This is a genomic window from Streptomyces sp. NPDC041940, from assembly GCF_055589465.1.
This window is the reverse complement of sequence record NZ_JBVJBP010000025.1, coordinates 31,053-50,253: the sequence shown is the minus strand read 5'-3', so window position 1 is coordinate 50,253 and position 19,201 is coordinate 31,053. Positions and strand designations below refer to the sequence as shown.

Here is a 19,201-nt window from a genome sequence, read left to right as displayed (position 1 = left end):
ATCAGCCCCCGAGCCGCTCCCCCTCGCTGATCCGCACGCCGCGCGCCCAGTCCGCCGCCCTCATCGGCTTCTTGCCCTGGGCCTGCACCCACAGCAGCTCGACACCGTACGAACCGGTGCCGACGTACACGTTGTTCTTCCCCGCCGAGATCTGCCCCGGGGCGAGGTCCCCCCGGTCGGGCACGGGGGCGACCTGGATGAGCTTGAGCCGCTCACCCCGGAACGTGGTCCAGGCACCGGGAGCCGGGGTGCAGCCCCGCACCATCCGGTCGACGCGCAGCGCGGGAGCGCCCCAGTCGAGGTGGGCGTCCTCGACGTTGACCTTCGGGGCCTGGCTGATGCCGTCGGCCGGCTGCGGTACGGCCTTCAGCGTGCCGTCCTCGATCCCGTCCATGGTCGCCGCGAGCAGCCCGGCACCGGCGAAGGCGAGCCGCGTCAGCAGGTCCCCGCTGGTGTCGGTGGCCCGGATCTCCTCGGTCACCGTCCCGTACACCGGCCCCGAGTCGAGCCCCTCCTCGATCAGGAAGGTCGAAGCCCCGGTGATCTCGTCCCCGGCCATGATGGAGTGCTGCACGGGCGCGGCCCCGCGCCAGGCGGGCAGCAGGGAGAAGTGCAGGTTGACCCAGCCGTGGGCGGGGATGTCGAGGGCGACGCGCGGCAGCAGCGCCCCGTACGCGACGACGGGACAGCAGTCCGGCGCGATCTCCCGCAGCCGCTCCAGGAACTCGGGGTCCTTCGGCTTCGCGGGCTTCAGCACCTCGATCCCGGCCTCCTCAGCCCGCTCGGCGACTGGCGACGCGACCAGCCTGCGCCCGCGCCCGGCCGGCGCGTCGGGCCGCGTGACGACGGCGGCCACCTCGTGCCGCCCGGAGGCGAGAAGAGCGTCCAGAGCGGGAACGGCGACCTCGGGTGTACCGGCGAAGACGAGCTTCATGGGGTGGTGGGGGCCTCTCGGGCGGTGATGAACGACGGGCAGCACACAAGTCTATGAGCCCCGCCGGGGAAAGCCGCCGACGGCGCCCAGCCCCCACAGGAGAGCTCAGCCTCTCGACCAACAGCTACGGGCGGTGCGCGGGTGGGAGACCAAAGCAAAGGCCGAAGGCCGAGGCGCACACCCCGCGCAAACGGGCGCACGCATATGCCCCCACGCCCCCACACCGTGACCCGCGGAGCGAATCCGCGTTGGTCAAGACAGAGTTGACCACAACGGGCCGTGATCACGGCCCATTCCTTTCAACGCCGGTTCGAGAGGCTTGTTCATGGCCGACCACGCAACCCACGACGCCCAGGCTCGGGCCAGCCTGCACTTGCTGGTGCGGGACATCGAGCGGGTCCGCCGGCAGGTGGACGCACTGCGCACACTCACCGCCCAGTTGGGCAATGTCTACCGCCCGCGCCGCTCCGGCCCCTCCACGGGCTTCGTCGTCTACGGACGCGCCCCCGCCCCGACGGTACGTCTCGCCCAGGAGCTGCGGGACAGTGTCGAGACCCTGGTCACCGCGGCCGTGGACTTCGACCGCTCGCTCGGCTTCTCCTGGGACGCGGTGGGCTCCGCGCTCGGAGTCACCAAACAGGCGGTGCACCGCCGTTACGGCGCACGCCGTGCCGCCGCCACGGCCCAGTCGCCGGCGCCCGAGCCGGAGCGCACACCGGAGCCGACAGGCAGTCGCACGGTCGGTATGCCCACCGGTCTGCCCACGGTCCCGACGGTCCCCGCGGCCCGCTCCATGCCCACGCAGCCGACGGCAGGCAGCCCGGCACTCCGCGACGAGGCACGGCCGACGGCGTTCCCCGGCCCGCGCAACGGCTGAACCGCTCCCCTTGCCCTGCCCTCCCGGGACGCCTTCGGGAGGGCAGCCGCACATCCGGGCGCCGCCCGCCGGACCTTCCGCGGCGGCTCACCCGATGTCGGCCGGATCGATCCGCACCCAGACCCCGGCCCCGTTCGCGCTCCCCCGGGCCATCCGCGCGGCCTGCGCCGCCTTGAGCGCGGCGGCCAGCGCGGCCCCCTTCCCCGGCGGCACCCGCAGCAACGCGCGCTCCCACTGCTCGCCCGGCGGCGGCGCCCCCACCCGCCGCGGTCGCCCCGCGGCCGGGACGGGCAACGGCACCGGCCCCAGCACCTCGGCCTCCGGCGGCAGTTCGGCCGTACGGAGAAACTCGGCCACCGCCTCCGCCGGCCCCGACACGGCCGCCATCCGCGACACCGGCGGAAACCCCAGCTCGGCCCGCTCCGCCAGTTCCCGCACCGCGTGACCCACGGGATCCCACCGTACGAGCGCCTGGACGGGCCGCAGCGTCGGCTCGGCGACGACCACCACCGTGCCGCCGGCCGACTGCGGCCGGACGAGTGCCCCGGCCGCGATCCACCGCCGCAACGCGTCCTCCCCGGCCCTCAGGTCGGGCCGCCCGAGCATGGCCCAGCCGTCCAGCAGCAGCGCCGCCGCATACCCGCCCTCGGCGACGGGCTCGGCCCCCGGCGTACTCACCACCAGCGCGGGCGCCCCCGGAACCGTGTCGAGCACGTGTTCACGCCCCGAGGTCCGCACCGGGACCGCCGGGAAGGCGCGCCCGAGTTCCTCGGCGGTCCGCCGGGCGCCCACCACCGAGGCGCGCAGCCGGAAGGCACCGCACTCCGGGCAGTGCCAGCCGCTCTCCTCGCGGCCGCACCACCCGCAGCACAGGGCCCCGCCGTCCCTCGTCTCCATCGGCCCGGAGCATTGCCGGCACCGCGCGGGCGCCCGGCAGTTGGCGCACGCCATGCGGGGCACATATCCCCGCCGGGGCACCTGCACCAGCACCGGTCCGTGCTTCAAGCCCTCCCTGACGGCCTGCCAGGCGAGGGTCGGCAGCCGGGCGGCCCGGGCGGCCTCGTCCCGGGCGAGGTCGCCGTCCCCCACGGTGCGCACGAGCGGAGCGGCTCCCCGCACCTGCTCCCGCGCGGCGACGAGCGGCCGGGCCCACCCGCTCTCGACGAGCTGTGCGGCCTCCACGGTGCAGCCCCAGCTGCCCAGCAAGAAGCCGCACTTGTCCTGGGCCGCCCGCAGCAGGAGCACCTCCCGTGCGTGGGGCTGCGGGGCGTGCTGCTCACTGTGGCTGTCGTCCCCGTCGTCCCACAGGGCCACGAGCCCGAGGTCCTGGACCGGCGCGAACATCGCGGCCCGGGTCCCGATCACGGCCCGTACGGAACCGCGTCGCACCGCGAGCCACTGCGCGTACCGCTTCTCGGGACCCGCGTCGGCGGTGAGCACCGCGTGCCGCCCCTCCCCCAGCAGGGCGGTCAGTGCGGCGTCGGCCCGCGCCACGGCCCGCCCGTCGGGCAGGACGGCGAGCGCCCCGCGCCCGGAGGCCAGGGTCGCCGCGACGGCCCGGGCCAGTTCCTCGCTCCACTGCGGCCCCGGCAGGGCGTTCCACACGGCCCGTGGCGCGCCGCCGGACGCCAGGGACTCCACGAAGGCCGCTCCCCGCTCGTACCGCTGCCAGGATCCCGGCTCGGGGGCCGGGGGCGGCGGCAGGGGGGCGGGCGAGGCGCGCTGCTCGGCGCGCGCGTTACGTGGTGGCACCGCGAGTTGCAGGACGTCCGCGAGGCTGCCCGCGTACCGGTCGGCGACCGCCCGGGCCAGCCCCAGCAGTTCCTCGCTCAGCACCCGCTCGGGCGACACGACCTGGGCCAGGGCGGCCAGCGGCCCGGAGTACTCGGACTCGGCCAGTCGCTCGACGAGGAACCCGTCGATCAGCCCGCCGCCCTCACGCCGCCCGTCCCGCACCCGGTGCCGCCCGGCCCCGAACCGCACCCGCACCCGCACGCCCGGCTGCGCCTCGGCGTCCAGCTCCTCGGGCACCGCGTAGTCGAAGTACCGGTCGAGATGGAGCACGCCCTTGTCGACGAGGACGCGCGCGACGGGCCGCTCCTTGGCGAGCGCGGCTCCCCGCCAGGTCCGCGGCTTGGCCCGGGGCGTCTTGGCCTTCCGCACGCTCTCCCGGATGAGCGCGAGCTGCTCGGGCGGCGCACTCTCCGCACCGCCGTCCGCCTGTCCGTTCTCGCTGCTCACGCTTGCATTCTTACCAAACACCACTGACACCCGGCGGCCCCGGCGAGGTCCCTGGGGACACGACGAGGCCCGGCTCCCCGAAGGGTGCCGGGCCTCGCTCGGTGCCGTAAGGGCGTCGGACCTACAGGCCCGCCGCCTTGCGCAGCGCGTCCACCCGGTCCGCCTGCTCCCACGTGAACTCGGGAAGCTCACGGCCGAAGTGGCCGTACGCCGCGGTCTGGGCGTAGATCGGGCGGAGCAGGTCGAGGTCGCGGATGATGGCGGCCGGACGGAGGTCGAAGACCTCGTCGATCGCCTTCTCGATCTTCTCGGCGTCGATCTTGGCGGTGCCGAAGGTCTCGACGAACAGGCCCACCGGCTCGGCCTTGCCGATCGCGTACGCCACCTGGACCTCGCAGCGGGTGGCGAGGCCCGCGGCGACGACGTTCTTGGCGACCCAGCGCATCGCGTACGCGGCGGAGCGGTCGACCTTGGACGGGTCCTTGCCGGAGAAGGCACCGCCGCCGTGGCGGGCCATGCCGCCGTAGGTGTCGATGATGATCTTGCGGCCGGTCAGGCCGGCGTCGCCCATCGGGCCGCCGATCTCGAAGCGGCCGGTGGGGTTGACCAGGAGACGGTAGTTCTCCGTGTCGATCTTGATGCCCTCGTCGAGCAGCGCCTTGAGCTCCGGCTCGACGACGAACTCCTTGATGTCCGGAGCCAGCAGCGAGTCCAGGTCGATGTCGGAGGCGTGCTGGGAGGAGACCACGACGGTGTCCAGGCGGACCGCCTTGTCACCGTCGTACTCGATGGTGACCTGGGTCTTGCCGTCCGGGCGCAGGTAGGGGATGGTGCCGTTCTTGCGCACCTCGGACAGGCGCTTGGACAGGCGGTGGGCCAGGAAGATCGGCAGCGGCATGAGCGTCGGGGTCTCGTCCGTCGCGTAGCCGAACATCAGGCCCTGGTCGCCCGCGCCCTGCTTGTCGAGCTCGTCCTCGTCGCCCTCGACACGGGACTCGTACGCCGTGTCGACGCCCTGGGCGATGTCCGGGGACTGTGCGCCGATCGACACCGAGACGCCGCAGGAGGCGCCGTCAAAGCCCTTCTTCGAGGAGTCGTAGCCGATTTCGAGGATCTTGTTCCGGACCAGCGTCGCGATGTCCGCGTACGTCTTGGTCGTGACCTCGCCGGCCACGTGAACCAGGCCGGTGGTGATCAGAGTCTCGACGGCGACCCGAGAGGTCGGGTCCTCGCGGAGCAACGCGTCGAGAATGGTGTCGCTGATCTGGTCAGCGATCTTGTCGGGGTGACCCTCGGTCACGGACTCCGAGGTGAACAGGCGACGGGACACAACGCTCCCTGGGGTTGCAGCGGCTGCTGTCTGATCATTGGCGGACGGCGGGGGCTGCACCTCGCGCCGTCCGTGGAACAGTTTACGGGTCACGCTTCGGACACGGTCCCCCTGTCTCGCCACTCGGGAGAGCTGTGACCTGCGGCACGGGCATTCTGCCCAATACGGAGCGGCGTTGACCAGAGGCGCCACGCCTGGATCAGGCGGGATTCGAGGGGACGCACAGCGACTGGACCGTCAGCGCAGGCGCCCGGCCACCAGGTCCCATACGGTTTCGGCCAGGGCTTCTTTGGGGCCGTGCGCCACGGCGGTCTCGCTGCCGTCGGTACCGAGCACGACGGCCTCGTTCTCCTCGGAGCCGAAGGTCTTGCGCTCTCCGACCTCGTTCACCACCAGCAGATCGCAGCCCTTGCGCTTCAGTTTGGCGCGGCCGTTGGCGAGCACGTCGTCCGTCTCCGCGGCGAAGCCGACGATCACCTGTCCGGGGCGGACCCGGTCGGTGGAGATCTCCGCGAGGATGTCCGGATTCCGCACCAGGGCGATCGGCTCCGGCTCCTGGTCGTCCTTCTTCTTGATCTTCCCGGCCGCGTAGGCCACCGGACGGAAGTCCGCCACCGCCGCCGCCATGACCACGGCGTCGGCGTCGGCGGCGGCTGTCAGCACCGCCTCGCGCAGGTGCGCGGCCGTGCCTACGGGGACGACGTCCACCCCGGCCGGGTCCGGCAGGGTGCTGTTGGCCGCGATCAGTGTGACGCGGGCGCCGCGGGCGGCAGCGGTGCGGGCGAGGGCGTAGCCCTGCTTGCCGGAGGAGCGGTTGCCCAGGAACCGGACCGGGTCCAGGGGCTCGCGGGTGCCGCCGGCGCTCACCACTACATGCCGCCCCTTGAGGTCCGGCTCGGCCACGCCCCGGGCCAGCACCCGGCGGCACACCTCGAAGATCTCGCCGGGGTCGGGCAGCCGGCCCTTGCCGGTGTCGACGCCGGTGAGTCGGCCCACGGCCGGTTCGATGACGAGGGCACCGCGGCGGCGCAGCGTCGCCACGTTCTCCCGGGTGGCCGGGTGCTCCCACATCTCGGTGTGCATGGCGGGGGCGAAGACGACCGGGCAGCGGGCGGTGAGCAGGGTGTTGGTGAGGAGGTCGTCGGCGAGGCCGTGGGCCGCCTTGGCGAGCAGGTCGGCCGTGGCAGGGGCGACGACGACCAGGTCGGCCTGCTGTCCGATGCGGACGTGCGGGACCTCGTGCACGTCGTCCCACACCTCGGTGGAGACCGGGTGCCCGGAGAGCGCGGACCAGGTGGCGGCGCCGACGAAGTGCAGCGCGGAGGCCGTGGGCACCACGCGCACGTCATGGCCCGACTCCGTCAGCCGCCGCAGCAGCTCACAGGCCTTGTACGCGGCGATGCCGCCACTGACCCCCAGAACGACCTTCGGCTTGTCCACGCTTCTCCCCGGACCTCGGCAACGGGCACGACGTACGACTCCATGACACACCACAGGCCCGGCAGTCGACCTGCCGGGCCTGTGGAAAAGTCAGCGTCAAGCTGGAAATACTACTTACTGCGCCGGGCCCTCGACGGCCTCGGACGTGAGCAGCCCCGCGTTGATCTCGCGGAGGGCGATCGAGAGCGGCTTCTCGTGGACGTGGGTGTCGACGAGGGGACCGACGTACTCGAGGAGGCCCTCGCCGAGCTGCGAGTAGTACGCGTTGATCTGGCGGGCCCGCTTGGCCGCGTAGATCACGAGGCTGTACTTCGAGTCGGTGGCCTCGAGGAGCTCGTCGATCGGCGGGTTGATGATGCCCTCGGGCGCGGAGATGGAAGAGGACACGCTCTACCTTCCGATGGGTGGGAAAGAGTCTGTCGGGGTGATCAGCGAGGATCGGATCGATCAGCGATGGTCACACCACGTCCATCAAGGCTAGCAGCTCGCGAGCCACGTCCTCGACGGAGGTGTTGACCAGGGTGGTGTCGAACTCCGGCTCGGCGGCGAGTTCGATCTTCGCAGCCTCGAGCCGGCGCTCGATCACCTCGGGCGGTTCGGTACCCCGCCCGGTGAGTCTGCGCACCAGCTCCTCCCAGGAGGGAGGAGCCAGGAACACCAGCTGGGCCTCGGGCATCGACTCCCGGACCAGACGGGCGCCCTGCAGATCGATCTCGAGGAGGACCGGCTCACCGGCCTCCAGGCGCTCCTGCACGGCCGCACGCGGCGTGCCGTAGCGATTGCCGGCGAACTCGGCCCACTCCAGCAGTTCGCCGTTGGCGATCAGCTTGTCCATCTCGTCGTCGGTGACGAAGAAGTAGTGGACTCCGTGCTTCTCGCCGGGGCGGGGCTTGCGGGTCGTCGCCGACACGGAGAGCCAGACCTCGGGATGTTCCTTGCGCATATGGGCGACGACCGTGCTCTTGCCGACCCCGGAGGGGCCGGAGAGCACGGTCAGCCGCGGACGTACGTCCGGGGGTACGGGGGACGTCCCCCGGGGTGTTGCAGCCATGCAGCGATTATCCAGCAATCCCGGAGTGCCCGGGACTCGCTACCCCGGAGTGCCCGGTTCAGGAACCGGTGCTGCCGAACTCGCGCTCCAGGGAGGCGATCTGGTTGGACCCGAGGCCGCGCACACGACGGCTCTCGGAGATGCCGAGTCGCTCCATGATCTGCTTGGCGCGGACCTTGCCCACGCCCGGCAGGGACTCAAGAAGAGCGGAGACCTTCATCTTGCCGATGACGTCGTTCTCCTGGCCCTGCTTGATGACCTCGTGAAGGGAGGCGCCGGAGTGCTTGAGTCGATTCTTGACCTCGGCCCGCTCCCGGCGAGCCGCGGCGGCCTTTTCGAGCGCGGCTGCGCGCTGTTCAGGGGTAAGGGGCGGAAGAGCCACGCCTACGTCACCTCGGATGTCGAACTGTCGGATACGGACCGGTGAGGAACCTAGTCGCCCCACACCTGGGGAGCCACGAGCAACACGCTTGCCCGGTGACTCTCGTCGGAGACTAGCGGGCAAGTCCGCCAGAGTCAGCGAGAACAGCGGAAAAGTCCTGGTCAGCCTTCATCTGAACAGACATTTAGGACATACTGCCCCGGATTTGAGGATGTATTCAGACTCAAGCCCGTCCCCGGCCACTCATCGGAGGACTCACAAGAAGGTCAGGAAGTGGTCAGGAGGAGGTCACAGCGTGACGGATCTCCTGAGCGAAACGTTCCGCGGCGTCACGCAGCGCGACCGCGTCGGGACCGTGGCGTAGCACTCCCCGGCTGACGTTCGGCACGACATTGCGCACCGCCGCCCCGAAGACCGCCGGAAGATCGGCCGGCGTGGCCCCCTGGGCGCCGATGCCGGGCGCGAGGAGCGGGCCGTTGATGTCCAGGTCGTACGACGACAGGTCACCGAGGGTGGCACCGACGACCGCGCCGAAGGACCCCAGGGGCTCCTCCCCCGCGTTCTCGGCGGACAGGTGCGCGAGCATCGTCGCTCCGATGTTCCGGCCGTCGGACCGTACGGCGTGCTGGACCTCGCCGCCCTCCGGGTTGGAGGTGAGCGCCAGCACGAACAGCCCGGCGCCGTTCTCCCGGGCCAGTGCGACGGCCGGGCTGAGCGAGCCGTAGCCGAGGTAGGGCGAGACGGTCAGCGCGTCGGAGAACAGCGGCGCGTCCTTGTGCAGGAACGACTCGGCGTACGCGGCCATGGTCGAGCCGATGTCGCCGCGCTTGGCGTCCGTCACGACCAGGGCGCCCGCCGCCCGCGCCTCGGCCACCGACGCCTCCAGGACGGCAAGGCCGCGCGAGCCGAACCGCTCGAAGAACGCGCTCTGCGGCTTGAGCACGGCGACCCGGTCGGCCAGCGCCTCGACGACCGTGCGGCTGAACCGCTCCAGGCCCGCCACGTCGTCGTTCAGGCCCCACTCGGCGAGCAGGGAGGCGTGCGGGTCGATGCCGACGCAGAGCGGGCCGCGCTCGTCCATGGCCCGGCGCAGACGCGCGCCGAAGGGTTCGAGACCGCTCATGCCGTCTTCCTCACGTCGGCGCCCACCGCGTCGGCGAGCGTGGCGTACGGGCTGGTGCGCAGGCGCGCGGCGAGCCCCTTGTGGATCGCGCGGCCCCAGAAGGGCCCCTCGTAGATGAAGGCGCTGTAGCCCTGGACCAGCGTGGCACCGGCCAGGATGCGCTGCCAGGCGTCCTCGGCGTTCTCGACGCCGCCCACGCCCACCAGGGTGATCCGGTCGCCCACGCGCGCGTAGAGGCGGCGCAGGACCTCCAGGGAGCGTTCCTTCAGGGGTGCCCCGGACAGGCCGCCGGTCTCCTTGACCAGGGCGGGGTCGGACTTCAGGCCGAGTCCGTCGCGCGCGATGGTGGTGTTGGTGGCGATGATACCGTCCAGGCCGAGTTCCACGGCGAGGTCGGCGACCGCGTCGATGTCCTCGTCGGCGAGGTCCGGCGCGATCTTGACCAGGAGCGGGACGCGCCGTGCGGACACCGCGCCGTCGGCGGCCTCGCGGACCGCGCTCAGCAGCGGGCGCAGCGCCTCCGTGGCCTGCAGATTGCGCAGACCGGGGGTGTTCGGGGAGGAGACGTTGACCACGAGGTAGTCGGCGTAGGGAGCCAGCCGCTCGGCGGACTTCACGTAGTCCGCGACGGCCTCCTCCTCGGGTACGACCTTGGTCTTGCCGATGTTGACGCCGACGACGGTCCTGAGGACCGGCGTACGGGAGGCCAGACGGGCGGCGACGCGGAGCGAGCCGTCGTTGTTGAAGCCCATGCGGTTGATCAGCGCCCGGTCCTTGACCAGGCGGAACAGCCGCTGCTTGGGATTGCCGGGCTGCGGCTCGCCGGTCACGGTGCCGATCTCGACGTGGTCGAAGCCGAGCATCGCCATGCCGTCGATGCCCACGGCGTTCTTGTCGAAGCCCGCGGCGAGCCCGAAGGGGCCGTGCATGCGCAGCCCGAGGGCCTCCGTGCGCAGCTCCTTGTGGCGGGGCGCGAGGGCGGCCGCGAGGAAGGTGCGCAGCACGGGGACGCGGGCGGCCAGGCGGATCCAGCGGAAGGCGAGGTGGTGCGCCTGCTCCGGGTCCAGCCGCTTGAAGACGAGACTGAAGAAGATCTTGTACATGTTGTCCTCACGAAGACGTGGCGTCCTCACGAAGAGGGGGACACCGTTTCCGGTGTCCCCCTCGGGGCTGCTAGTCGCGGGCCGCGGTCAGATGTTCCGCGTGTTCCTGGAGCGACCGGACGCTCACGTCGCCGCGGTTGAGGGCGTCGATGCCCTGGACCGCCGCCGCGAGCGCCTGGACCGTCGTCAGGCAGGGCACGGACCGTGCCACGGCCGCCGTACGGATGTCGTAGCCGTCGAGGCGGCCGCCCGTGCCGTACGGGGTGTTGACGATGAGGTCGACCTCGCCGTCGTGGATGAGCTGGACGATGGTCTTCTCGCCGTTCGGGCCGGTGCCCTCGGACTGCTTGCGCACGACGGTGGCGTTGATGCCGTTGCGCTTGAGCACCTCGGCCGTGCCGGACGTGGCCATCAGCTCGAAGCCGTGGGCGACCAGCTCGCGCGCCGGGAAGATCATCGAGCGCTTGTCGCGGTTGGCGACCGAGATGAAGGCGCGGCCCTTGGTGGGCAGCGGGCCGTAGGCGCCCGCCTGCGACTTGGCGTACGCCGTGCCGAAGACGGAGTCGATGCCCATGACCTCGCCCGTGGAGCGCATCTCCGGGCCGAGGACCGTGTCGACGCCGCGGCCGTGGATGTCGCGGAAGCGCGACCACGGCATGACGGCCTCCTTGACGGAGATCGGCGCGTCGAGCGGGAGCTCGCCGCCGTCGCCGGTGGCCGGGAGCAGGCCCTCGGCGCGCAGCTCGGCGATGGTCGCGCCCAGCGAGATCCGGGCGGCGGCCTTGGCCAGCGGCACCGCCGTCGCCTTCGAGGTGAAGGGCACGGTCCGCGACGCGCGCGGGTTGGCCTCCAGGACGTAGAGGATGTCGCCGGCGAGCGCGAACTGGATGTTGATCAGACCGCGGACGCCGACGCCCTTCGCGATGCCCTCCGTGGAGGCCCGCAGGCGCTTGACGTCGAAGCCGCCGAGCGTGATCGGGGGCAGGGCGCACGCCGAGTCGCCGGAGTGGATGCCGGCCTCCTCGATGTGCTCCATGACGCCGCCGAGGTAGAGCTCCTGGCCGTCGTAGAGCGCGTCGACGTCGATCTCGATCGCGTCGTCGAGGAACCGGTCGACCAGGACCGGCCGGGACGGGCTGATCTCGGTCGACTCGGCGATGTACGCCTCCAGGCGCGTCTCGTCGTAGACGATCTCCATGCCGCGCCCGCCGAGGACGTACGACGGGCGGACCAGGACCGGGTAGCCGATCTCGTCGGCGATGGCCTTGGCCTCGGCGAAGGTGGTGGCAGTGCCGTGCTTGGGGGCCGGGAGGCCGGCCTCCGCCAGGACCCGTCCGAAGGCGCCCCGGTCCTCGGCGGCGTGGATGGCCTCCGGGGAGGTGCCGACGATCGGCACGCCGTTGTCCTTGAGCGCCTGCGACAGGCCCAGCGGGGTCTGGCCGCCGAGCTGGACGACGACGCCCGCGACGGGTCCGGCCTGCTGCTCGGCGTGGACGATCTCCAGCACGTCCTCGAGCGTCAGCGGCTCGAAGTACAGGCGGTCGGAGGTGTCGTAGTCCGTGGAGACGGTCTCCGGGTTGCAGTTGACCATCACGGTCTCGTAGCCCGCGTCGCTCAGCGCGAAGGAGGCGTGGACGCAGGAGTAGTCGAACTCGATGCCCTGGCCGATGCGGTTCGGGCCGGAGCCCAGGATGATGACGGCCGGCTTCTCGCGGGGCGCGACCTCGCTCTCCTCGTCGTAGGAGGAGTAGAAGTACGGCGTCTTCGCGGCGAACTCGGCGGCGCAGGTGTCGACCGTCTTGTAGACCGGGCGGATGCCCAGCGCGTGCCGGACCTCGCGGACGACGTCCTCGCGCAGACCGCGGATCTCGCCGATCTGCGTGTCGGAGAAGCCGTGCCGCTTGGCCTCGGCGAGCAGGTCGGCGGTCAGCTCGGGCGCCTCGGCCAGCTCGTCCGCGATCTCCTTGATCAGGAAGAGCTGGTCGACGAACCACGGGTCGATCTTCGTGTACTCGAAGACCTCCTCGGGGGTGGCGCCCGCGCGGATGGCCTGCATGACGGTGTTGATACGGCCGTCGGTGGGACGGACGGCCTCTTCCAGGAGGAGAGCCTTGTCGCCGGGCTCGCCGACGAACGTGAACTGGCTGCCCTTCTTCTCCAGCGAGCGCAGGGCCTTCTGGAAGGCCTCGGTGAAGTTGCGGCCGATGGCCATGGCCTCGCCGACCGACTTCATGGTGGTCGTGAGGGTGGAGTCGGCCTGGGGGAACTTCTCGAAGGCGAAGCGCGGGGCCTTCACGACCACGTAGTCGAGCGTCGGCTCGAAGGAGGCCGGGGTCTCCTGCGTGATGTCGTTCGGGATCTCGTCGAGCGTGTAGCCGACGGCGAGCTTGGCGGCGATCTTGGCGATCGGGAAGCCGGTCGCCTTGGAGGCGAGCGCCGAGGAACGCGACACGCGCGGGTTCATCTCGATGACGATCACGCGACCGTCTTCGGGGTTCACCGCGAACTGGATGTTGCAGCCGCCGGTGTCGACGCCGACCTCGCGGATGACGGCGATGCCGACGTCGCGCAGGGTCTGGTACTCGCGGTCGGTCAGCGTCATCGCCGGGGCGACGGTGATCGAGTCGCCGGTGTGCACGCCCATGGGGTCGAAGTTCTCGATGGAGCAGACGACCACGACGTTGTCGTGCTTGTCGCGCATCAGCTCCAGCTCGTACTCCTTCCAGCCGAGGATGGACTCCTCCAGGAGCACCTCGGTGGTCGGCGAGAGGGTGAGGCCCTGGCCGGCGATGCGGCGCAGCTCCTCCTCGTCGTGGGCGAAGCCGGAGCCGGCGCCGCCCATGGTGAAGGAGGGGCGGACGACGACCGGGTAGCCGCCGAGCGTCTCGACGCCGCCGAGGACGTCCTCCATCGAGTGGCAGATCACCGAGCGGGCGGACTCGCCGTGACCGATCTTCTGGCGTACGGCCTCGACGACCTCCTTGAAGAGGTCGCGGTCCTCGCCCTTGTTGATCGCCTCGACGTTGGCGCCGATGAGCTCGACGCCGTACTTGTCGAGGGTCCCCGCCTCGTGCAGCGAGATGGCCGTGTTGAGGGCCGTCTGGCCGCCCAGGGTGGGCAGCAGGGCGTCCGGGCGCTCCTTGGCGATGATCTTCTCGACGAACTCGGGGGTGATCGGCTCGACGTAGGTGGCGTCGGCGATCTCCGGGTCGGTCATGATCGTCGCCGGGTTGGAGTTGACGAGGATGACCCTCAGACCCTCGGCGCGCAGGATGCGGCACGCCTGGGTGCCGGAGTAGTCGAACTCGGCGGCCTGGCCGATGACGATCGGGCCGGAGCCGATGACCAGGACGGACTGGATATCGGTGCGCTTAGGCACGCTGGCCCTCCATCAGGGATACGAAGCGGTCGAACAGGTAGGCGGCGTCGTGCGGGCCGGCTGCCGCTTCGGGGTGGTACTGGACGCTGAAGGCGGGGCGGTCGAGAAGCCGCAGCCCCTCCACCACGTTGTCGTTCAGGCAGACGTGCGACACCTCGGCGCGGCCGAACGGGGTCTCGGAGACCTGGTCGAGCGGTGCGTCGACGGCGAAGCCGTGGTTGTGCGCGGTGACCTCGACCTTGCCGGTCGTACGGTCCTGCACCGGCTGGTTGATGCCGCGGTGGCCGTACTTCAGCTTGAAGGTGCCGAAGCCGAGCGCGCGGCCCAGGATCTGGTTGCCGAAGCAGATGCCGAAGAGCGGGGTGCCGCGCTCCAGGACGCCCCGCATCACGGAGACGGGGTGATCGGCGGTGGCCGGGTCACCCGGGCCGTTGGAGAAGAACACGCCGTCCGGGTTCACCGCGTAGACGTCCTCGACGGTCGCGGTGGCCGGGAGCACGTGCACCTCTATGCCGCGCTCGGCCATGCGGTGCGGGGTCATGCCCTTGATGCCGAGGTCGACGGCGGCGACGGTGAACTTCTTCTCGCCGATCGCGGGCACGACGTACGGCTCGGTGGTGGCGACCTCGGCGGAGAGGTTCGCGCCCTTCATCTGGGGGGCTTCCTGGACGCGGGCCAGCAGTGCGCCGTCCTCCCCCACGGCCTCCCCGCTGAAGATGCCGACGCGCATGGCGCCGCGCTCGCGCAGGTGACGCGTGAGGGCCCGGGTGTCGATGCCGGAGATGCCGACGACGCCCTGCTTCGCCAGCTCCTCGTCCAGCGAGCGCCGGGAGCGCCAGTTGGACGGCACGCGCGCGGGGTCGCGCACGACGTATCCGGAGACCCAGATCTTCTTCGACTCGGGGTCCTCGTCGTTGACGCCGGTGTTGCCGACGTGCGGGGCGGTCATCACCACGACCTGGCGGTGGTACGACGGGTCGGTGAGGGTCTCCTGGTAGCCGGTCATACCGGTGGAGAACACCGCTTCGCCGAAGGTCTCCCCCACGGCCCCGTAGGCACGGCCGCGGAAGATCCGGCCGTCCTCCAGGACGAGTACGGCGGGAGTCCTGGCTGCTCCCCTTGTGGAGGTGGTCATCGTTCGACGCCTTCCCTGGTGTTCGTTTCGATCATGGAGTTGAGGGCTTCGACCCACTCGTTGTGCTCGGCCGCGTGGTCGGAGCGGAACCCGGAGTCGATCAGCCGGTCGCCGTGCGCCCAGGTGACGATCAGCAGGCCGCCCTCGGTGAGGACCTTGCCGGCGATGCCCTTGTCGAGCCGGGCCTCACGGAGCTGCGCGGCCGGGACGAAAAAGTCGCTCGCCCCGGGGCGTACGACGTCGAGGCCGGCGTCCGTGAGGGTGAGCTCGGCACGGCTGCGGGTGCCCAGGCCCTGGGCCACGATGCGGTCGAGCCACTGACCGGCCGTGGTGGAGCCGTGGTAGCGGCCGCTCATGGCCAGCTTCCCGGGGCCCGGGTCGTCCGGGGCGGTGGGCAGCTCGGGCAGGTCGCCCTGGAGGGTGCCGCGCCACTTCCAGCCCTCGCGCATCAGCCAGTAGACGAGCGCGACGAACAGGGCGAGGCCGACGACCCAGCCGATGCGGGCGGCCCAGTCGGTCACTTGCGCCGATTCCTTCTCGGCGGCCAGCAGGAGTGCAGGTGTCACGTGAGCTTCCCGTCGACGAGCGTGGCCTTGCCCCGCAGCCACGTGTGCGTCACACGGCCCGGCAGCTCGCGCCCCTCGTAGGGGGTGTTGCGGCTGCGCGAGGCGAAGCCCGCGGGTTCCACGAGCCCACGGTATGCCGTGTCGACCAGGGTGAGGTTGGCGGGCTCACCTGCCGAGACGGGACGTCCGTGGCCCGTGGCCTGTCCGATCTGCGCGGGCTTGACGGACATCCGGTCGGCGACGCCGGCCCAGTCCAGCAGACCCGTGTCGACCATGGTCTCCTGCACCACTGACAGCGCGGTCTCCAGGCCGACCATGCCCATGGCGGCCGCGGCCCACTCGCAGTCCTTGTCCTCGTGCGGGTGCGGGGCGTGGTCGGTGGCGACGATGTCGATCGTGCCGTCGGCGAGCGCCTCGCGCAGGGCCAGCACATCGCGCTCGGTGCGCAGCGGCGGGTTGACCTTGTAGACCGGGTTGTAGGTGCGCACCAGCTCATCCGTGAGGAGGAGGTGGTGCGGGGTGACCTCGGCGGTGACCGCGATGCCGCGCGACTTGGCCCAGCGGACGATCTCGACGGACCCGGCGGTCGAGAGGTGGCAGATGTGGACGCGGGAGCCGACATGGTCGGCGAGCAGGACATCCCGGGCGATGATCGATTCTTCGGCCACCGCGGGCCAGCCCCCGAGCCCCAGCTCGGCGGAGACGATGCCCTCGTTCATCTCGGCGCCCTCGGTCAGCCGCGGCTCCTGCGCGTGCTGCGCGACGACACCGCCGAAGGCCTTCACGTACTCCAGGGCGCGGCGCATGATCACGGCGTCGTGGACGCACTTGCCGTCGTCGGAGAAGACGGTGACGCCGGCGGCCGACTCGTGCATGGCGCCCAGCTCGGCGAGCTTCCTGCCCTCCAGGCCGACGGTGACGGCACCGATCGGCTGGACGTCGCAGTAGCCGTGCTCCTTGCCGAGCCGCCAGACCTGCTCGACGACACCGGCGGTGTCGGCGACCGGGAAGGTGTTGGCCATGGCGAACACGGTGGTGTAGCCGCCGCTCGCCGCCGCCCGCGTGCCGGTCAGGACGGTCTCGGAGTCCTCGCGGCCGGGCTCGCGCAGATGGGTGTGCAGATCGACCAGGCCCGGCAGCAGCACCTTGCCGTCGGCCTCGACGATCTCGGCGCCCTCGGCGCTCAGCCCGGCCCCCACCTCGGCGATGGTCCCGCCGTCGATCAGCACGTCCTGCGGCTCGCCGCCCAGCACCTTCGCACCACGGATCAGGATCTTGCTCATGGGTCTTACTTCTCCTCGGTACGGGACTGGGTGACGGCGGGTTCGTTGCCACCGAGCAGCAGGTACAGGACGGCCATCCGGATGGACACTCCGTTCGCGACCTGCTCGACGACGGTGCAGCGGTCGGAGTCGGCGACCTCGGCGGTGATCTCCATGCCGCGGACCATCGGGCCCGGGTGCATCACGACGGCGTGCTCGGGCATCCGCGCCATGCGGTCGCCGTCGAGGCCGTAGCGGCGGGAGTACTCGCGCTCGGTCGGGAAGAAGGCGGCGTTCATGCGCTCGCGCTGCACGCGCAGCATCATCACCGCGTCGGACTTGGTCAGCGTGCTGTCGAGGTCGTACGACACCTCGCAGGGCCAGGTCTCGATGCCGACGGGCACCAGGGTCGGCGGGGCGACGAGGGTGACCTCGGCGCCCAGGGTGTGCAGCAGGTCGACGTTGGAGCGGGCGACCCGGCTGTGCAGGATGTCGCCGACGATCGTGATGCGCCGGCCGGCGAGGTCCTGGCCGAGCCCGGCGTCCGGGCCGACCAGACGGCGGCGCATGGTGAAGGCGTCCAGCAGGGCCTGCGTGGGGTGCTGGTGGGTGCCGTCGCCCGCGTTGACCACGGCCGCGTCGATCCAGCCTGAGTTGGCCAGCCGGTACGGGGCTCCGGAGGCGCCGTGCCGGATGACCACGGCGTCGACGCCCATGGCCTCCAGGGTCTGGGCGGTGTCCTTCAGGGACTCGCCCTTGGAGACGCTGGAGCCCTTGGCGGAGAAGTTGATGACGTCCGCCGACAGCCGCTTCTCGGCGGCCTCGAAGGAGATCCGGGTCCGGGTGGAGTCCTCGAAGAAGAGGTTGACGATCGTGCGGCCGCGCAGGGTCGGCAGCTTTTTGATCGGCCGGTCGGCGACCCGGGCCATCTCCTCGGCGGTGTCGAGGATCAGGACGGCGTCGTCGCGGGTGAGGTCGGCGGCCGAGATGAGATGACGCTGCATCTGTCAGGCTCCGTAAGGCAGTTCAGGAGAATTCGGGCAGACGGGTGCGCTCGGGGGCGCACTGAGCCGGCGTACGACAGCGGCGTACGCCTGAGGCGCTACTGGGAGGTCTGCTTGGCACCGAGCAGCACGGTGTCGCGACCGTCCTCCTCGGCGAGCTGGACCTTGACCGTCTCCCGCAACGACGTGGGGAGGTTCTTGCCGACGTAGTCGGCGCGGATGGGCAGTTCGCGGTGACCGCGGTCGACGAGGACGGCGAGCTGCACCGCGCGCGGGCGCCCGATGTCGTTCAGCGCGTCGAGGGCGGCCCGGATGGTGCGGCCGGAGAAGAGCACGTCGTCGACGAGGACGACCAGCTTGCCGTCGATGCCGTCACCGGGGATCTCGGTGCGGGCCAGCGCGCGCGGTGGGTGCATGCGCAGGTCGTCGCGGTACATGGTGATGTCGAGCGAGCCGCACGGAACCTTGCGCTCGGTGATCTGCTCGAGCTTGTCGGCGAGCCGCCGGGCGAGGAAGACGCCCCGGGTCGGAATGCCGAGGAGCACCACGTCGTCGGCGCCCTTGGCGCGCTCGACGATCTCATGGGCGATGCGGGTCAGCACCCGCGCGATGTCGGGCCCTTCGAGAACGGGCCGGGCATCGGACTGCGTGTCGTGCGTGTCCATATGAAACGGACCTCCTTCTCCGCCTCACGGGACGGACCTTAAAGGACGTCGGGATTGCGCCATACACGGTAGCAGGCCCCCGCGATCATTCCGACAGCCCCTTCGGATCACCCGTTCGGCCTAACCGAGTGCTGATACCACGGAAGAGTCGGTGCGGACCATTCGGCTTGACGCGGCAGAGTAACGCTGCGTAACCTCACAGTGAGTTACCAGCCGCGCGGTCCGGCAACACAGCTGACCGCGTCGACACAGTGCCGGGGAGCTATATGTCCAGCGAATACGCCAAACAGCTCGGGGCCAAGCTCCGGGCGATCCGCACCCAGCAGGGCCTTTCCCTCCACGGTGTCGAGGAGAAGTCCCAGGGACGCTGGAAGGCGGTCGTGGTCGGTTCGTACGAGCGCGGCGACCGCGCCGTGACCGTACAGCGCCTCGCCGAGCTGGCGGACTTCTACGGCGTCCCCGTGCAGGAGCTGCTCCCGGGCACCACCCCGGGCGGCGCCGCCGAGCCGCCGCCGAAGCTGGTCCTCGACCTGGAGCGGCTGGCCACGGTGCCGGCCGAGAAGGCGGGCCCCCTGCAGCGCTACGCGGCCACGATCCAGTCGCAGCGCGGTGACTACAACGGCAAGGTGCTCTCGATCCGCCAGGACGACCTGCGCACCCTCGCCGTCATTTACGACCAGTCGCCGTCCGTCCTCACCGAGCAGCTGAT

At 71.2% G+C, this 19,201-nt stretch carries 16 protein-coding genes and 1 pseudogene; 2 read left to right on the top strand and 15 right to left on the bottom strand.

Annotated features, from left to right (window positions below):
• Position 1 precedes the first annotated feature (1 nt).
• Complete coding sequence (gene fmt, locus ACZ6I3_RS32790) at positions 2–934, bottom strand: methionyl-tRNA formyltransferase (RefSeq protein ID WP_469419608.1); 933 nt, start codon at positions 932–934, stop codon at positions 2–4.
• Positions 935–1,259: 325 nt separating this feature from the next.
• Between fmt and ACZ6I3_RS32785 the strand changes: the two genes are divergently transcribed.
• A complete protein-coding gene (locus ACZ6I3_RS32785; protein WP_469419607.1) occupies positions 1,260–1,811 on the top strand; it encodes a hypothetical protein in 552 nt (183 codons plus the stop codon).
• Positions 1,812–1,898: 87 nt separating this feature from the next.
• Here the strand turns inward: ACZ6I3_RS32785 and ACZ6I3_RS32780 are convergent, their stop codons facing one another.
• The 14 genes from ACZ6I3_RS32780 to pyrR form a co-directional block, all read right to left on the bottom strand.
• Positions 1,899–4,052 (bottom strand): primosomal protein N', encoded by a 2,154-nt coding sequence (locus ACZ6I3_RS32780; protein WP_469419605.1) that lies wholly within the window; start codon positions 4,050–4,052, stop codon positions 1,899–1,901.
• Positions 4,053–4,173: 121 nt separating this feature from the next.
• Entirely contained in the window at positions 4,174–5,382 is a 1,209-nt protein-coding gene (metK, locus tag ACZ6I3_RS32775; protein ID WP_469419603.1) for a methionine adenosyltransferase, read from the bottom strand.
• Positions 5,383–5,619: 237 nt separating this feature from the next.
• Positions 5,620–6,822, bottom strand: coding sequence for a bifunctional phosphopantothenoylcysteine decarboxylase/phosphopantothenate--cysteine ligase CoaBC (coaBC, locus tag ACZ6I3_RS32770; protein ID WP_469419602.1), 1,203 nt, complete (start codon positions 6,820–6,822; stop codon positions 5,620–5,622).
• A gap of 114 nt (positions 6,823–6,936) precedes the next feature.
• Positions 6,937–7,209: a DNA-directed RNA polymerase subunit omega gene (gene rpoZ, locus ACZ6I3_RS32765; protein WP_003988945.1), complete on the bottom strand. Its 273-nt coding sequence runs from the start codon at positions 7,207–7,209 to the stop codon at positions 6,937–6,939.
• Between the two features lie 70 nt (positions 7,210–7,279).
• A complete protein-coding gene (gene gmk / locus ACZ6I3_RS32760) occupies positions 7,280–7,873 on the bottom strand; it encodes a guanylate kinase (protein WP_382841061.1) in 594 nt (197 codons plus the stop codon).
• A 58-nt stretch (positions 7,874–7,931) separates the two neighbouring features.
• A complete protein-coding gene (locus ACZ6I3_RS32755) occupies positions 7,932–8,255 on the bottom strand; it encodes an integration host factor (protein WP_003977346.1) in 324 nt (107 codons plus the stop codon).
• A 277-nt stretch (positions 8,256–8,532) separates the two neighbouring features.
• Positions 8,533–9,378, bottom strand: a complete 846-nt coding sequence (gene pyrF / locus ACZ6I3_RS32750) for an orotidine-5'-phosphate decarboxylase (protein ID WP_469419600.1) — start codon at positions 9,376–9,378, stop codon at positions 8,533–8,535.
• Entirely contained in the window at positions 9,375–10,481 is a 1,107-nt protein-coding gene (locus ACZ6I3_RS32745) for a quinone-dependent dihydroorotate dehydrogenase (protein WP_469419598.1), read from the bottom strand. The genes pyrF and ACZ6I3_RS32745 overlap by 4 nt, the downstream gene beginning before the upstream one ends.
• 70 nt (positions 10,482–10,551) lie before the next feature.
• Positions 10,552–13,860, bottom strand: coding sequence for a carbamoyl-phosphate synthase large subunit (carB, locus tag ACZ6I3_RS32740; protein ID WP_469419597.1), 3,309 nt, complete (start codon positions 13,858–13,860; stop codon positions 10,552–10,554).
• Positions 13,853–14,995, bottom strand: coding sequence for a glutamine-hydrolyzing carbamoyl-phosphate synthase small subunit (gene carA / locus ACZ6I3_RS32735; protein WP_469419595.1), 1,143 nt, complete (start codon positions 14,993–14,995; stop codon positions 13,853–13,855). Before carA ends, carB begins: the two co-directional genes overlap by 8 nt.
• The gene (locus ACZ6I3_RS32730) at positions 14,992–15,561 is read right to left on the bottom strand and encodes a PH-like domain-containing protein (RefSeq protein WP_469419594.1); all 570 of its coding nucleotides are present in this window, start codon (positions 15,559–15,561) and stop codon (positions 14,992–14,994) included. The genes carA and ACZ6I3_RS32730 overlap by 4 nt, the downstream gene beginning before the upstream one ends.
• Positions 15,558–16,844 (bottom strand): dihydroorotase, encoded by a 1,287-nt coding sequence (locus ACZ6I3_RS32725; RefSeq protein WP_469419592.1) that lies wholly within the window; start codon positions 16,842–16,844, stop codon positions 15,558–15,560. The genes ACZ6I3_RS32730 and ACZ6I3_RS32725 overlap by 4 nt, the downstream gene beginning before the upstream one ends.
• Positions 16,845–16,849: 5 nt before the next feature.
• Positions 16,850–17,827 (bottom strand): aspartate carbamoyltransferase catalytic subunit, encoded by a 978-nt coding sequence (locus ACZ6I3_RS32720; protein WP_469419591.1) that lies wholly within the window; start codon positions 17,825–17,827, stop codon positions 16,850–16,852.
• Positions 17,828–17,925: 98 nt separating this feature from the next.
• Entirely contained in the window at positions 17,926–18,492 is a 567-nt protein-coding gene (gene pyrR / locus ACZ6I3_RS32715) for a bifunctional pyr operon transcriptional regulator/uracil phosphoribosyltransferase PyrR (protein ID WP_184597184.1), read from the bottom strand.
• Positions 18,493–18,758: 266 nt separating this feature from the next.
• Between pyrR and bldD the strand changes: the two are divergent.
• Positions 18,759–19,199: pseudogene (bldD, locus tag ACZ6I3_RS32710) on the top strand (transcriptional regulator BldD); the annotation flags it as partial.
• Between the last annotated feature and the right edge of the window lie 2 nt (positions 19,200–19,201).

Coding starts and splice junctions, on each gene's coding strand:
- fmt (WP_469419608.1), bottom strand. CDS start 934: ATGAAGCTCGTCTTCGCCGGTACACCCGAGGTCGCCGTTCCCGCTCTG.
- ACZ6I3_RS32785 (WP_469419607.1), top strand. CDS start 1,260: ATGGCCGACCACGCAACCCACGACGCCCAGGCTCGGGCCAGCCTGCAC.
- gmk (WP_382841061.1), bottom strand. CDS start 7,873: ATGGCTGCAACACCCCGGGGGACGTCCCCCGTACCCCCGGACGTACGT.
- pyrF (WP_469419600.1), bottom strand. CDS start 9,378: ATGAGCGGTCTCGAACCCTTCGGCGCGCGTCTGCGCCGGGCCATGGAC.
- ACZ6I3_RS32745 (WP_469419598.1), bottom strand. CDS start 10,481: ATGTACAAGATCTTCTTCAGTCTCGTCTTCAAGCGGCTGGACCCGGAG.
- carA (WP_469419595.1), bottom strand. CDS start 14,995: ATGACCACCTCCACAAGGGGAGCAGCCAGGACTCCCGCCGTACTCGTC.
- ACZ6I3_RS32725 (WP_469419592.1), bottom strand. CDS start 16,844: ATGAGCAAGATCCTGATCCGTGGTGCGAAGGTGCTGGGCGGCGAGCCG.
- ACZ6I3_RS32720 (WP_469419591.1), bottom strand. CDS start 17,827: ATGCAGCGTCATCTCATCTCGGCCGCCGACCTCACCCGCGACGACGCC.
- pyrR (WP_184597184.1), bottom strand. CDS start 18,492: ATGGACACGCACGACACGCAGTCCGATGCCCGGCCCGTTCTCGAAGGG.